The organism is Bacillus sp. FSL M8-0256 (assembly GCF_038005765.1).
Lineage (GTDB): Bacteria > Bacillota > Bacilli > Bacillales > Bacillaceae > Bacillus > Bacillus safensis.
Genome location: NZ_JBBOTU010000001.1, coordinates 3,369,814 through 3,384,142, shown reverse-complemented (window position 1 = coordinate 3,384,142; position 14,329 = coordinate 3,369,814). Strand labels below are relative to the sequence as shown.

The following is a 14,329-nucleotide window of genomic DNA, read 5'->3' as shown; positions in this document are numbered from 1 at the left end:
ATAAAGGTGAAAGCAGACTCGATCATACATGTTATCGTAGCGACGGGAGAATGGGGACAGGACGGCTTGAGGTACAGACGGCATCGACTGGCGGAATTTCTAGCATCTGATCCAGAAACGAAAGAGGTCATCTGGGTATGCCCATCTGCATCTGGTCATACAGCTCCCTTTCAGCCCATAACCGATCGAATGAAGCAATTGACCATTCCTGATGTGCTCAAGAGCAAATTTTTCCGCTTTGGCCGATATCAAGACATGTTCTATATTCATAAATTGTCCCCTCTTCTTGAGCATTTGCGGCAGGAAGAAAAGAAGGGAATCGCTGTTTGCTTATGGTATACGTTTCCGGGCTTTCCGCTCTTATCTTCTTTATTTGAATGGAAACATATTGTTTATGACTGCAGTGACCTGTGGGGAGAGCCGATAAGCGGCAAAAATAATTTGCTTTCTTATATAAGGCAGCGTGTCATTGTGAAAGCAGAAAATCGAATCATCAAATACGCACACAGCATTACATGCTCTTCTCAATACTTACACGATCAAATCAAAAAGCGTCTTATGGGCGAACCAAAAGATGTGTTTACAGTGGAAAATGGCGTTGAGTACGATGTGTTTGCAAAAAGCAATCTTCCATGTAAGGAGGATGTGCTGCAAGGTAGAGAAGGAACTGTTCTTGGTTTTATTGGAGGCATCAAGCCGAAGCTGGATTTTGACATGATAGCAGAAGCTGCCCGCATGCAGCCTGATTGGACATTTTTATTTGTCGGTCCGGATGGAACAAATGGTGATCCATCTTTTCAGCATGCACTTAAACTGCCGAATGTGATTTGGACAGGTGCTGTTGCACCAGAAGAAGTGCCTGCATATATGCAGCTGATTGATGTAGGTATGATGCCATACAAACAATCTCCTTACAATCAAGCCGTGTTTCCGCTCAAGCTATATGAATTTTTAGCCGCAGGAATACCGGTTGTTGGTTTAAATCTTCCGTCAACGGAAAGGCTAAAAGAGAATGATGTGTATGAATATTTAGAAGGCGAGGATCCTGCGCTCTTCGTAGAAGCCTGCCAAAAAGTGATCAGCAAAAAAGACGACATGACCTATAGACATCTAAGACAAAGCCGTGCGAAGAAAAAAGATTGGCACGCGCTGTTCACAAATATGGTGGAACTAACGAATATTAAAGAAAACGCATAATTCATCAGGGATTGTGCGTTTTTATTTGTTTCTTCTTCACAGGGGGAGCTTGTGATCATCCTCTATTCAATTGTATAATGGAAAGAGCGGCCAATATACAAAATACAGATTTCAATTTAGAAGGAGACTGACCTATGGATTACGAACGCGCCTTATTAGCGTTTTTTGTCTCTCTGGCTACAGTTTTAATTGTGACACCAATCGTCAAAAAGTTTGCAATTAAGATTGGTGCAGTGGACCAGCCGAATAAACGAAAAGTTCATGATAAAGTAATGCCTCGAATGGGCGGTTTGGCAATTTTTATTGGGGTAGCGGCTGGAGCATTAGCAGGCGGGCTGTTTCTACATAATAAAATTACAGCAATTTCAGTTGGTGCCGTACTTATCGTCATTCTAGGTATATTTGATGATAAATATAATTTAAGTGCAAGATTTAAATTTCTCGTACAAGTTCTTGTTGCTTGCCTGATTGTAAGCACAGGCTTAAAAATGGACTTTTTCTCTGTTCCTTTCTTAACAGATCGAATTGAGTTAGGCTGGATGGCATATCCCCTAACCGTGTTATGGATTGTCGGAATCACAAATGCCATTAATTTAATTGACGGCCTTGATGGACTGGCTGCCGGTATTTCTGTCATCGGTTTATCAACTATTGCCGTGATGGCATTTTCAGCTGATAAAATTTTGATTCTTTCTTTATCACTTGTTGTCATTGGCAGTACCATCGGCTTTCTCTTTTACAACTTTCATCCGGCGAAGATTTTTATGGGTGACACCGGCTCGCTTTTTTTAGGCTATATGATTTCGGTGTTGTCACTATTAGGGCTGTACAAAAGTGTCACTTTGTTTAGTGTTGTTGTCCCAGTGATCATCTTAGGTGTCCCAATTTTCGATACCACCTTTGCCATCATTAGACGAATATTAAACAAACAGCCGATCTCAGCACCTGACAAGTCTCATATTCATCATAGACTGATGGCCTTTGGCTTGTCTCATCGCATGGCTGTTATCGTGATTTATATGATTGGCTTAGTCTTTAGCTTAAGTGCAATTTTGCTGACAAGCGCCACCATTTGGTTATCACTGATTATTATCTTTTTACTGGTCATGTTCATGCAGGTGATTGCAGAAGTCACAGGCTTGGTGAATGAAGAGTTTAAACCATTTACGAAATTTTATAAACGAATGGTCAAAAGACAGTAAAAAACAGCCCGTTCCTAGGAACTGGGCTGTTTTTATTATTGTCCAGGTGTGCTGGTCGATGAGTTAGTTGTATCACTTGACCCTGTTTCACCAGAGGACGGATTGGTTTGTGAATCTGTTTCAGTTGAAGATTCAGTAGGAAGCTTTAAATGCGTCCGTAATTCATTTTGTACGTTAGCTAAATTGGTCGGATCTGGCTCAAAGTAATACGTGCGATTTGGCCCTAAATAAAGGTCTGATCCCTTAATAGAAAGAGTTTCTGTGTCGTCTCCTTTAAATCCGCTGTAGATTTGCTGAAGCGCAAGACCTTCTGTGATACGGAAATTGGTCGTAATGTGATCACTGACTTCTTTAGCAATGTTATCGACGTTCGCAATGTTATTTGGCTTCGCCATTTGATCAATCATTGCACGTAAAATTTGTTTCTGACGATCGTTACGTCCGAAATCACCGCGTGGATCTTGTTTTCTCATCCGTGCGTAAGCAAGTGCTTCTTCCCCGTTTAAATGCATATTGCCTTTTTTGAAGTAAATCTTTTTCGATTTTTTAACATCACTTTTTTCATTGAAGTCAAATGGAACATCGATATCAATTCCGCCGACTTCATCAATGACATCCTTGAATCCGTCAAAATCAACGGTTGCATACTTATCAATCGGAATATGCAAGAATTGTTCGACAGTTTCAATCGTTTCATCTTTACCACCTTTAGCAAATGCTGCATTGATCTTTTCTTTACTTCCTGTTGTATCACTTGCAAGCTGTACGCGTGTGTCACGAGGAATACTAACCATTTTCATCGTTTTGTCTTGAGGGTTAATCGTTGCGACAATGAGTGAATCTGAACGGCCATGATCACCCTTTGTGGCATAATCCTCAATTCCGACAAATAATACAGAGAAAGGTTTTTTCTTAATATCAATGACAGCATCACGAAGATTCGATTTCTCTCCACGGTTTAGTTCATCATATGTTTTGTCAGCAGCTTGAAGAGTATTGACGATTTTATATACTGCAAATCCGCCCATGCAGATGATAAGAAGCAAAAATAAGACCAGAATACGTTTGATAATTCTCTTCTTTTTACTTTTTTTCTTTCGTACACGCACTTTTACTCGTTGTGCCATTCATCTGTCTCCTTTATCGGACCAATGTCCTTTTCTAAATAAATCAGTTCGCCTTCTTTTGTAACACTCTTTCCATTTGTCAGCTCAGTCATCCACTCAATGAACTGCTCTGTTTGTGTTTCTTCGACATATGTCTCAAAAATAACATCTTCTGCATAATGGATTTCTTTTAGCTGAAAAGATGAGGCTCTAAGCTCATTCTCTACCTTTCCAAGCCATGTATAATCTATTGTTGTGTGCATTGTACGCATTAAACAGCGCTCTACCATTCCAACATGGTTGATAGCTTCTGATACAGATTTTCCGTAGGCACGAATCAATCCACCGGCACCTAGCTTGATACCGCCGAAATAACGAGTGACCACAACGACTGTATCTTTCAGCTTCCGTTTTTTTAGCACTTCAAGCATTGGCACACCTGCTGTACCGCTTGGTTCACCATCATCATTCGCTTTTTGAATCAGGTCATGTTCACCAATGAGATAGGCTGAACAATTATGTGTGGCATTCCAATGTTGTTTTTTAATGGATTGTATAAATGCTTGTGCTTCTTCTTCTGAGACAGCACGCTGTATATGACAAATAAAACGTGATTTTTCAATGACGATCTCATGCTCGCCACGACTTTTTACTGTAAGATAGCGATTCAGCAAAAGACATACCCTCCTGACAAGCAAATTGTAAGACTAGTGAAAATTTGCATTGGTTTTAGAATTTTACAGCGTATTTTGTTATGATGATAGGAGCGGAAAAAGGGTCGTCATAAAAACTTCATGATTATACGCATTCTTTCATTATAATTCGACATAAAATGCAGATCAATGACATTTATAATAAAAAAAGATGACATCACTGTTACGGGAGGGAAAAGCCATGACAACACCCAAAATGGATCCGAAATTATTGGATTCAATCATCATGAAAATGCTAAGTACAGTTGATGGCAGCAAGGACGAAGTATTTAGAATAGGCGAACAGTCCCGTCAACAATATGAAAGCCTAGTAGAAGAGCTGAAGCAAATCAAACAGCAAGTAAACGAAGTAATTGATTTTGGGGATAAGCTGGAAGTCCATACAAGACATGCTAGAAACCGCTTATCTGAGGTCAGCAGAAACTTCAACAAATTCAGCGAAGAAGAAATACGTGAGGCCTACGAAAAAGCACATAACTTGCAAGTGGAACTCACCATGATTCAGCAGCGCGAGAAGCAGCTGAGAGAAAGAAGAGACGATCTGGAAAGACGATTATTAAGCTTACAAGACGTCATTGAACGTTCTGAAACGCTTGTGAGTCAGATTACAGTTGTTCTCAACTATCTCAATCAGGATTTACGCCAGGTTGGCGTTTTACTTGAAGATGCTCAGGCAAAACAAGATTTTGGGCTGAGAATTATTGAAGCCCAAGAAGAAGAACGCAAAAGAGTGTCTCGGGAAATTCATGACGGTCCTGCTCAAATGCTGGCAAACGTGATGATGCGTTCCGAATTAATTGAACGGATTTTTAGAGACCGCGGTACAGAAGAAGGTTTTAAAGAAATTAGAAGTCTCAGACAGAATGTGCGGAATGCACTGTACGAAGTGAGAAGAATCATTTATGATTTAAGACCGATGGCTTTAGATGATTTGGGTCTGATTCCGACACTGAGAAAATACTTAAACACAATTGAAGAATATGATGGGAAAACCAAAATTACGTTTCAATGCCTAGGTGATACAGAAAGCGAAAGAATTGCTTCTCAATTTGAAGTAGCACTGTTTAGACTAGCCCAAGAAGCTGTCACAAATTCATTAAAACATTCTGAAGCTGAAGAAATCTCTGTCAAAGTAGAAGTAACGAAAGACTTTGTGACCTTAATTATTAAAGACGATGGAAAAGGCTTTGATATGAAAGATGTGAAAACAAACAAAAACAAATCCTTCGGTTTACTTGGCATGAAAGAACGCGTAGACTTACTGGAAGGTAAAATGACCATAGACTCAAAAATAGGTCTAGGGACATTTATCATGATTCGCGTGCCATTAACATTGCAAAATAAAATTGTAAAATAGAGTCAAAAGACATATTGACCATAAAGTTCAGGTATAGAACAATAAACATGGGGAGGCGTAGCTTGTGACTAAAGTAAATATTGTAATTATTGATGACCACCAATTATTCCGTGAAGGTGTCAAACGGATTTTAGATTTTGAACCTACTTTTGAAGTAGTTGCAGAAGGAGACGACGGTGACGAAGCTGCACGTATCGTAGAACACTATCATCCGGATGTTGTCATTATGGACATTAATATGCCGAATGTAAATGGTGTTGAGGCTACAAAGCAGCTTGTTGAGCTTTATCCCGAATCAAAAGTCATTATTCTATCTATTCATGACGATGAAAACTATGTAACACATGCATTGAAAACAGGGGCGAGAGGCTACCTGCTAAAAGAAATGGATGCAGACACACTTATCGAAGCAGTGAAAGTTGTAGCTGACGGAGGCTCTTATTTACATCCGAAAGTCACTCATAATTTAGTAAATGAATTCCGACGCTTGGCAACCAGCGGCGTTTCAGCACATCCACAGCATGAGGTATATCCTGAAATTCGCAGACCACTTCATATCTTAACTAGACGTGAATGTGAAGTTCTTCAAATGTTAGCTGACGGAAAGAGCAACAGAGGAATCGGTGAATCGCTCTTTATTAGTGAGAAAACAGTTAAAAACCACGTGAGTAACATTTTGCAAAAAATGAATGTAAACGACCGTACACAAGCTGTTGTTGTAGCTATTAAAAACGGCTGGGTAGAAATGAGATAATGTTCCGGACAAGTACTCCTTTTTCGCCTGTTTTTATTCTCTCACATTTTAGGTGGAGAGAAATGATAGACAGGGTAAGGAGTCTTTTTCGGATATAGCGGGCTTGCCTATTGATTAGGCAGGCTTTTTTGATTACTATTATAAATCTAATGAAAAAATGATCATTCTTTTAAAATAAAAAAGAGTAACTTAACGAATAAGGAAGGTATTTAAGAATGAAAATAGCCGTTGTAACAGACAGTACTGCTTATCTACCACAAGAGCTGCGTGATAAACATAATATTCATATGATCCCCCTTAACGTCATCTTTGGCAGTGAATCATACCGTGAAGAAATAGAAATGGACTGGAAGACATATTATGAAGAAATCAAAAAACACAAAGATCTTCCAACTACCTCTCAGCCTGCTTTCGGTGAATTAATAGCCTTATATGAAAAACTAAGTGAAACATACGACGCCGTGATTAGTATCCACCTTTCAAGTGGAATTAGTGGAACGTATAATAGTGCGGTCTCAGCGAATGATCTAGTTGACGGGATTGATATTTACCCGTTTGATACAGAAACAAGCTGTATGGCACAAGGTTTTTATGTGTTAGAAGCTGCTGAAAAAATCCAAGAAGGTGCTTCTTTAGAAGAAGTGTTAGCACATCTAAATTACCTAAAAGAAAGTCAGCGGGCGTATTTTATGGTAGACGATTTAACTCATTTGCAAAGAGGCGGCAGATTAAATGGTGCTCAGGCTTTTATTGGAAGCCTCTTAAAGGTAAAGCCTATTTTGCATTTTGACAACAAGCTAATTGTTCCTTTTGAGAAGATTCGCACACGTAAAAAAGCCATTTCACGTATTTTTGAATTATTTGATGAAGATGCATCACGTGGTGTTCCGATGAGAGCAACACTGATACATGGTAATAGAGAAGAAGAAGCAGAAGAATTAATTGCGCACTTATCAGAAAAATATCCTCATGTTGAATTTTATAAAAGCTACTTTGGTGCCGTAATCGGCACCCATCTAGGTGAAGGTTCTTTAGCCCTTGGCTGGGTGATTAGATAATTCCTAAAAAACCTCTTTTCTTATGGAAAAGGGGTTTTGTTTTTCTATTTTACCTGTTGGACGAAATGTCATGTTTTTGTGCATAATAGCCGAACATCAATTGAAAGGTGTTTGGTAATGTTGAATATGGACAAAGCAATGGAACTAATGCGGCAGCTGCATTCACGCCATCTGCTTACTGTTGAAACAAAGTGTCCACAGTCCAATTTAGATTGGCTAGAGGAGAAGGGCTTAGTCAATCGGTCTCCAGCCATTGAGAGGAAAGCAAATGGTTTTACATGCTGCCGGTGCGGTGTATCACACAAGCGGTATTTCGCTCATTCTCCATGTGAGGTGTGTCAAAAGGATTGTGTGTACTGTAGATCATGCATCATGATGGGAAAAGCAGCAGAATGTGGGTTTCTTTATGAATGGACAGGTCCACAAATGGTAGAAACATGTCGAGCCGAATTAACATGGCAGGGAGAGCTGTCTAAAGGACAAAAAAGAGCGTCAGAAAGAATGATTGAAGCTATTAAAAACAAATTTGATCTACTTGTTTGGGCGGTTTGCGGAGCAGGGAAAACGGAAGTGCTTTTTCACGGAATCGAATATGCGTTAAATCAAGGAATGAGGGTCTGTATTGCGACACCTAGAACAGATGTAGTGCTTGAACTCGAACCACGGCTTAGAAAAGCATTTCAAGGGGTGACAATTACCGTACTTTACGGAGGCGGTTCTCAAAGGTTTCAAATAACACCGCTTGTGATCACCACAACCCACCAGCTGATGAGATACAAAAATGCTTTTGATGTGCTCATTGTAGATGAAGTCGATGCCTTCCCTTATTCAATGGATGAGCGTCTCCAATTTGCTGTTCTAAAGGCGATGAGAAAGAACAGAGGGGTTAGGATTTATTTAAGTGCGACACCCTCTAAAAAAATGACGAGAGAGGTTTCTCGTGGAAAACTGGAAGCGATAAAAATTCCTTTGCGATTTCACGAGCAACCATTACCCATACCGACCTTTCATTGGATCGGTCATTGGAAAAAGAAATTAAAAAAGAACCAGCTGCCCCCTAAAGTGATGAATTGGATGCAGAGACATATTGCAAATAAGAGAAGAATATTACTTTTTGTTCCTTCAATTGCTATCATGAAGAAGGTAACGAAGATTCTTCGAGAACAATCCTTAAATGTGGAGGGGGTATCTGCCGATGATCCGGATAGAAAACAAAAGGTTCAGCACTTTAGAGATTACGTATACGATGTACTAGTTACAACCACTATTCTAGAAAGAGGCGTCACGATTCCAAATGTTCAAGTGGGGGTACTAGGTTCGGAATCTACTATTTTTACAGAGAGTGCACTTGTTCAGATTTCTGGGCGGGTAGGCAGACACCCGGATTATTGTACAGGAGATGTTTTCCTTTTTCATTTTGGTTTAACGAAAAGTATGAAACAAGCAAAGAAGCATATCGCAAAAATGAATGATACGGCTGCAAAAGAGTTTTCTGAAAAACAGTGTGGGTTCAACTAAATCATGGTACATTATATTCACAATACACAAATGGCAGGAGAGACAAATATGCTACTCAATGCAAAAGAAATACTACTCAAGGAAATTCTCAATCAATATCTCAACCAATTAAACATGATTTGTCATTGTGAAAAGTGTATGGAAGATGTATTAGCGATTTCACTGAATCAAGTGAAACCACAATATATAACAGATATCGATAAAATATCCTACAGTAAATCTGAGATGGTGGATAAACAGAAGAATACTGCGATGCTGGTCATTCTGACAGAAGCAACTTCCAAGGTCTCTGCATTTCCAAGGTGTGAAAATCGTCAGCTGCTGAACAAGGAATCCTATTGATTTGCCAAATTTGCGAGGGACATTTTGTGCCTGCTTTTACATGGAAATCATTCCTACTATTAAATGATGATCGCCTTTGTGTAGCATGTAAGAATCACTTAGTAAAGATTGAGCGTCCTATTTGTCCAACATGCGGAAGGGCGCAGTCAAATGACCAATTGTGCCAGGACTGTAACAGATGGAATGAACGCTCTGATTCTATTAAAATCCTTGTGAAAAATAGGTCAGTTTATACTTACAACGAGTTGATGAAAGATGTCCTTGCCCGCTTTAAATTTCGGGGTGATACGGCTTTAGCTGAGCTGTTTCAAAAAGATGTAAAAGCAGCATTTAAACATTCCTTCTGCATAAAAGACCCATTGCTGATACCGATTCCTTTAAGTCATGAAAGACTAAAAGAAAGAGGATTTAATCAGTCCGTGATAATCGCTTCTTTGCTAGATAAGCCAATATTGCAGCCACTCGTGAAAATACATCAAAGTAAGCAGTCTAAAAAAAAGAAAAATGAACGCCTAGATCAAAAAGGATTGTTTCAAATAAAGCAAACAGATGCGATTGTTCAAAGGGATATTATATTAGTTGATGATATCTATACAACGGGAGCAACCATCTATGATGCGGCAAGAATTTTGAAAGACGCAGGTGCTAAAAGTGTTTCTTCTTTTACGTTGATACGTAGTTAAAAATCATGATAATTAACCGATAATAAGAAAAGAAAATAACGTAAGGGGTTTTGGTTATGAATCAATTGGCAAACTGTCCACAATGTAATCAGCTATTTTTAAAAACCACCATCCAAACGGTTTGTAACAAATGCTTTGAAGAAGAAGAACGTTCTTTTGATATCGTATATAAATTCTTGAGAAAACAAAGCAATAGACAATCAACCATCGCTGAAATAGTAGAAGCAACAGAAGTTGATGAAGAATTAATCTTGAAATTTATTCGTTTGAAAAGACTGCAAATTAGTCAATTTCCAAATATTAATTATCCTTGTGAAAGATGTGGCAAAGCGATCAGGAAAAACAAGCTATGCAGCCAATGTGAACAGGATATTCATTCGCAAATCAGCCAAATGAACCAAGAAGAGGAGCGTAAAAGGGAGATCGAATCTAGGAAAAAAGACACCTATTATGCCATTAATCCTAAAAACGACTGATTCCCTAAACTAAGTTGCAGTTTGGTCGATAAAATGGATAGAATCAAGACAGACTGTAACGGAAAGCGAGAGGAATCCCGTGAAAATTAATCGATATGGAACACAACCAGTAAATCCTTACAAGAAAACATATGAGAAACAAACGTTGCAATCGAATCAAGCTAAATCAACTGATAAAGTCGAAATTTCTAAAAAGGCAATCGAAATGCAAAAGGTGCCGAATATTATGAGAGAACGCCAAGATAAAATTGACCAAATTAAAAAAAGCATTGAAGCCGGAACATATCAAGTAGATACAAAAGGCATTGCAGATAAAATGCTGAATTTCTATAAACAACAATAACAAAAGGGAGCAGCGTGAATGTCAGTTAAAATAATTATTGAAGAACTGCATCGTCTCTATGGATTGCATGAACAGCTTTTAAAGTTGTCTAAGGATAAAACAGAAATGCTGAAAAGCAATGAGATTGATGCTCTTTCAGAGGTCCTGAATTTAGAGCAAAAGTATATTCAGGCCATTTCTCAATTAGAAGAAAAACGAATTGAAGCGACCGTTCAATTTTTACAAAGTGAGCAATCACCAACCATCACTGCATGTATCGAAAAGGCTGAAGGTACAGATCAAAAAGAGCTCATTTCATTATATGAGAAACTAAATGACATCATGGTGGAACTAAAAGATGTAAATGAACTGAACAAGCAGCTTATTCAGCAGTCACTTCAATTTATTTCACTGACATTCGATCTCGTTAACCCTAATAAAGAAAATATGAATTACGGACAAAATGGTCTTGAGAGTTCAAAGCCTAAACAGCAAAGGGCTTTGTTTGATTCAAAGGCGTAAACAAGGAGGATACCAATGGGTTCTACATTCATGGGACTAGAAACGGCAAAAAGAGGAATCACAGCCCAGCGTGCAGGGCTTTATGTCACATCAAACAACGTCTCCAATGCAAATACGGAGGGCTACTCAAGACAAAGAGTGACCTTTAAAGCAGAAAATCCTTATCCAGTCATTTCGGTTTATGACGGCAAGACGTATGGCCAAATGGGGACAGGCGTACAAGTTGGAACGGTTGAAAGAATTCGAGACAGCTTTTTAGATCTACAATACAGAGATCATAATAATAACTTATCTTACTACTCAACGAAGTCAGATGCCCTTTCACAGATGGAAGGGGTTATGAATGATTTGACGGATGAAGGCTTGAACAGAGCTTTTGATAATCTATGGAAATCATTACAGGTCTTATCGGAATCAAAAAATGCTGATACAGCTTCTGCACGTACAGTTGTTAAAACAAGTGCACAGGCTTTAGTTGACCAATTCCGTCTGCTCAACTCCTCTTTAACAACGATACAAAAGAATTTAAAAACGGAACTCGATTCAACAGCCAAAGATGTAAACACTCTTTTATCTCAAATAGATGAAGTGAACAAACAGATTGCAGCAGTTGAGCCAAATGGATATCTTCCAAATGATCTTTATGATACACGTGATACTTTGGTCGATCAATTATCCTCACTTGTTGATATTAAGGTCAGCTACAATCCTCCTGGCGGTAATGCACTCAAAATTGCTGAAGGAACTGTCAACATCGACATTATCGGTGCAAATGGACAATCTGCTGGAAACATTTTGAATGGTATTACGAACGAAAAGTCTGAACTGCAAATCTCTTATGATAATACAACGGGACTTGTTAACTCACTTCAATTCGGAACAACAACAATTGCAGCGGATCAATTACAAGTGAACGGTAAAGTAAAAGCACTTGTTGAGGCTTATGGCTACATGTCAAACGGTGCTGAAAAAGGCATGTATCCAGATATGCTTGCAGAGCTGGATGAAGTAGCAAAAGTATTCATGGATACATTTAACGATGTACATAAGCAGGGGTATACGTTAAATGGTGCAAGTGGACAAGACTTTTTTGATATCGAAAATAACAATGAGTTGAATAAAGGTTTGGCAGCTCGTATTAAAGTGAGCGATGTCATTTTAGCATCAACAGATAATATTGCTGCATCTCTCAATCAAACACAAGGTGACGGTTCGAATGCTACGAAATTAGCTAATATACAAGACTTAAAGTTACCAATCGGCGGCAATACAACGACAATTCAGGATTATTACCAAAATGTTATTGCTGAGATGGGGGTACAAGGGAAAAAGAACATGACGCTTGAAAGCAGTTCAGCTGCTCTTGTCAATTCAGCCAATGAACGTAGAATGTCGACTAGCGCTGTCTCCATTGATGAAGAAATGACGAATATGATCCAATTCCAGCATGCATATAATGCGGCTGCGAGAATTATGACATTACAAGATGAAGTATTGGATAAGGTCATAAACGGCATGGGTGTCGTAGGAAGGTAGGGATAACGGATGCGAGTCACACAAGGTATGATTTCTCAAAACTCACTTCGAAATATTAGTAAAAGTTATGAAAAACTTTCTAAAATTAATGAACAGGCACAAACAGGCAAACGTTTTACAAAAACGTCTGATGATCCTGTTGCAGCAGTAAAAAGCCTTCAATATAGTACTGCCTTGTTTCGAAATGAACAATATAAAAATAACTTAAATGAAGCACAAAACTGGATTGATACATCTGAAACAAGTGTCACTGAAATCATTGATATTATGTCAAATATACGAGATAAAGTGCTTGATGCGGCAAATGGAACAAAGCAGCCCGAAGATTTAGCAGCTATCGGAGTGGAAATTGGCCAGATGAAGAATCAAATCATTGATGCAATGAACACTCAAATGCTAGGTAAGTTCGTATTTAATGGGACAAATACAAATGTTAAACCAGTTGTTGAGAATGCAGACGGAACGTATACATTTAACTTCGAAAATTATACAGATGCGAATGCTGTTCAAGCGAATATTTCTGATGGTATCACTTTAAATGTAAACTCAAATCCAATCTCAGCGTTTGGCGGACAGGCTAACGGTCAAAATGTCATTGAAATGCTGACTGATTTAGAAAACTCATTGAAAAATGGAACGTTTGCGAATTCTGATGATGCACTAGGAAGTATCGATCAGTTCAAAGAAGTGATGAGTGCTGAGCGATCCGACCTAGGAGCGCGTTCGAATCGTGTTGACTTAGTAGGAAGTCGTTTGACTTCACAATACCAAGTACTGAAAAATGCTAAATCAGATAATGAAGATGTTGAAAGTGAAAAGGCAATTCTTGATCTTCTTCAACAAGAGACAGTGAATAGAGCTGCTTTAGCGACAACAGCTAAAGTCATTCAGCCATCTCTTGTAGATTTCTTAAGATAATAAAAAGCATCCGATGGGTGCTTTTTTGCATCATGGAGGTGAACATATGCAAATCCCTAGATTGTTAATGCAGCAAACCTATGCAAAACTTCAAATGTCGACAACTCCTTCTCGGCAAGAAGTAGAGCAGCCACAAGCTGATCTTGAGATTCAGCAGCCACGAGCTGTCATGAATATCAAAAGGACACCGTCGAAATTAACCATTGATCAAACCGAGGCGTTTGCCGATATGGACATCAAGTCAATTTTTAGACGTTCTGAGGAATGGGCAGCTGAGGGGAAGCGTGCTGTTGGAGAAGGAATGGGTCGCAGAGCGGAAGAAGGAAGTGAACTCATCAAGATCGAGAATGGTGGAAATGCGATTGCTGAGTTTGCCAAAATCAATGGCAGTCCCCCAGCAAAACAATTTACCATTGGTGTGATACCTTCATTCTTTAGTGTGAAAATTCACTATCAGCCTTCTGAGCTTCAAATTGATGTGGAGCCGCAAAAAGCTATCATAGAGGCCACACCTCATAAACCAATCGTTAACTACCAGCCAGGTAAGGTTAATATTGATATGTTACAATATCCAGAATTAAAAATAGAAGTTGACGAAACGGGCCAAAATGGTGATAAGGTATAG

The 14,329-nt window shown here is 38.9% G+C and carries 16 protein-coding genes; 14 read left to right on the top strand and 2 right to left on the bottom strand.

All coding sequences use genetic code 11. The annotated features are described in order from the left end of the window. On the top strand, positions 1-1,197 hold the full coding sequence (tuaH, locus tag NSQ76_RS17560) for a teichuronic acid biosynthesis protein TuaH (protein WP_341055797.1): 1,197 nt from the start codon (positions 1-3) through the stop codon (positions 1,195-1,197). A 134-nt stretch (positions 1,198-1,331) separates the two neighbouring features. Next, the gene (locus NSQ76_RS17555; RefSeq protein ID WP_024423627.1) at positions 1,332-2,399 is read left to right on the top strand and encodes a glycosyltransferase family 4 protein; all 1,068 of its coding nucleotides are present in this window, start codon (positions 1,332-1,334) and stop codon (positions 2,397-2,399) included. 35 nt (positions 2,400-2,434) lie between these two features. Here the strand turns inward: NSQ76_RS17555 and NSQ76_RS17550 are convergent, their stop codons facing one another. Together NSQ76_RS17550 and NSQ76_RS17545 are read right to left on the bottom strand one after the other, a co-directional pair. Then, complete coding sequence (locus tag NSQ76_RS17550; protein WP_034623744.1) at positions 2,435-3,526, bottom strand: LCP family protein; 1,092 nt, start codon at positions 3,524-3,526, stop codon at positions 2,435-2,437. Further along, positions 3,511-4,179 (bottom strand): YigZ family protein, encoded by a 669-nt coding sequence (locus NSQ76_RS17545; protein WP_012011434.1) that lies wholly within the window; start codon positions 4,177-4,179, stop codon positions 3,511-3,513. Before NSQ76_RS17545 ends, NSQ76_RS17550 begins: the two co-directional genes overlap by 16 nt. Positions 4,180-4,399: 220 nt before the next feature. Between NSQ76_RS17545 and NSQ76_RS17540 the strand changes: the two genes are divergently transcribed. The 12 genes from NSQ76_RS17540 (at position 4,400) to NSQ76_RS17485 (ending at position 14,329) form a co-directional block, all read left to right on the top strand. Next, entirely contained in the window at positions 4,400-5,575 is a 1,176-nt protein-coding gene (locus NSQ76_RS17540; RefSeq protein ID WP_003213166.1) for a sensor histidine kinase, read from the top strand. 64 nt (positions 5,576-5,639) lie between these two features. Next, positions 5,640-6,329 (top strand): two-component system response regulator DegU, encoded by a 690-nt coding sequence (degU, locus tag NSQ76_RS17535; RefSeq protein ID WP_008348273.1) that lies wholly within the window; start codon positions 5,640-5,642, stop codon positions 6,327-6,329. A 215-nt stretch (positions 6,330-6,544) separates the two neighbouring features. After that, positions 6,545-7,387 (top strand): DegV family protein, encoded by an 843-nt coding sequence (locus NSQ76_RS17530; RefSeq protein WP_024423625.1) that lies wholly within the window; start codon positions 6,545-6,547, stop codon positions 7,385-7,387. 117 nt (positions 7,388-7,504) lie between these two features. Beyond that, positions 7,505-8,905: a DEAD/DEAH box helicase gene (locus NSQ76_RS17525; RefSeq protein ID WP_034623746.1), complete on the top strand. Its 1,401-nt coding sequence runs from the start codon at positions 7,505-7,507 to the stop codon at positions 8,903-8,905. A gap of 48 nt (positions 8,906-8,953) precedes the next feature. Then, entirely contained in the window at positions 8,954-9,247 is a 294-nt protein-coding gene (locus tag NSQ76_RS17520; RefSeq protein ID WP_034623748.1) for a late competence development ComFB family protein, read from the top strand. A 26-nt stretch (positions 9,248-9,273) separates the two neighbouring features. After that, positions 9,274-9,930, top strand: a complete 657-nt coding sequence (locus NSQ76_RS17515; protein ID WP_235183647.1) for a ComF family protein — start codon at positions 9,274-9,276, stop codon at positions 9,928-9,930. Between the two features lie 56 nt (positions 9,931-9,986). Next, positions 9,987-10,406: a TIGR03826 family flagellar region protein gene (locus tag NSQ76_RS17510; RefSeq protein WP_024423621.1), complete on the top strand. Its 420-nt coding sequence runs from the start codon at positions 9,987-9,989 to the stop codon at positions 10,404-10,406. A 79-nt stretch (positions 10,407-10,485) separates the two neighbouring features. Beyond that, positions 10,486-10,749: a flagellar biosynthesis anti-sigma factor FlgM gene (gene flgM, locus NSQ76_RS17505; protein ID WP_024423620.1), complete on the top strand. Its 264-nt coding sequence runs from the start codon at positions 10,486-10,488 to the stop codon at positions 10,747-10,749. A gap of 18 nt (positions 10,750-10,767) precedes the next feature. After that, positions 10,768-11,250, top strand: a complete 483-nt coding sequence (locus tag NSQ76_RS17500; protein WP_034623751.1) for a flagellar protein FlgN — start codon at positions 10,768-10,770, stop codon at positions 11,248-11,250. Between the two features lie 15 nt (positions 11,251-11,265). Then, the gene (flgK, locus tag NSQ76_RS17495; RefSeq protein ID WP_024423618.1) at positions 11,266-12,786 is read left to right on the top strand and encodes a flagellar hook-associated protein FlgK; all 1,521 of its coding nucleotides are present in this window, start codon (positions 11,266-11,268) and stop codon (positions 12,784-12,786) included. Between the two features lie 9 nt (positions 12,787-12,795). Beyond that, complete coding sequence (gene flgL, locus NSQ76_RS17490; RefSeq protein WP_024423617.1) at positions 12,796-13,704, top strand: flagellar hook-associated protein FlgL; 909 nt, start codon at positions 12,796-12,798, stop codon at positions 13,702-13,704. Positions 13,705-13,750: 46 nt separating this feature from the next. Further along, positions 13,751-14,329 carry a DUF6470 family protein gene (locus NSQ76_RS17485; RefSeq protein ID WP_024426253.1) on the top strand — a complete coding sequence of 193 codons (579 nt, stop codon included), beginning with the start codon at positions 13,751-13,753 and terminating at the stop codon, positions 14,327-14,329.

What these genes read in the sequence shown, in the direction of transcription:
- NSQ76_RS17485 (WP_024426253.1), top strand. Translation starts at nt 13,751, where the DNA reads ATGCAAATCCCTAGATTGTTAATGCAGCAAACCTATGCAAAACTTCAA.
- flgK (WP_024423618.1), top strand. Translation starts at nt 11,266, where the DNA reads ATGGGTTCTACATTCATGGGACTAGAAACGGCAAAAAGAGGAATCACA.
- NSQ76_RS17525 (WP_034623746.1), top strand. Translation starts at nt 7,505, where the DNA reads ATGTTGAATATGGACAAAGCAATGGAACTAATGCGGCAGCTGCATTCA.
- NSQ76_RS17555 (WP_024423627.1), top strand. Translation starts at nt 1,332, where the DNA reads ATGGATTACGAACGCGCCTTATTAGCGTTTTTTGTCTCTCTGGCTACA.
- NSQ76_RS17550 (WP_034623744.1), bottom strand. Translation starts at nt 3,526, where the DNA reads ATGGCACAACGAGTAAAAGTGCGTGTACGAAAGAAAAAAAGTAAAAAG.
- NSQ76_RS17500 (WP_034623751.1), top strand. Translation starts at nt 10,768, where the DNA reads ATGTCAGTTAAAATAATTATTGAAGAACTGCATCGTCTCTATGGATTG.
- NSQ76_RS17530 (WP_024423625.1), top strand. Translation starts at nt 6,545, where the DNA reads ATGAAAATAGCCGTTGTAACAGACAGTACTGCTTATCTACCACAAGAG.
- NSQ76_RS17520 (WP_034623748.1), top strand. Translation starts at nt 8,954, where the DNA reads ATGCTACTCAATGCAAAAGAAATACTACTCAAGGAAATTCTCAATCAA.
- NSQ76_RS17540 (WP_003213166.1), top strand. Translation starts at nt 4,400, where the DNA reads ATGACAACACCCAAAATGGATCCGAAATTATTGGATTCAATCATCATG.
- NSQ76_RS17510 (WP_024423621.1), top strand. Translation starts at nt 9,987, where the DNA reads ATGAATCAATTGGCAAACTGTCCACAATGTAATCAGCTATTTTTAAAA.
- flgL (WP_024423617.1), top strand. Translation starts at nt 12,796, where the DNA reads ATGCGAGTCACACAAGGTATGATTTCTCAAAACTCACTTCGAAATATT.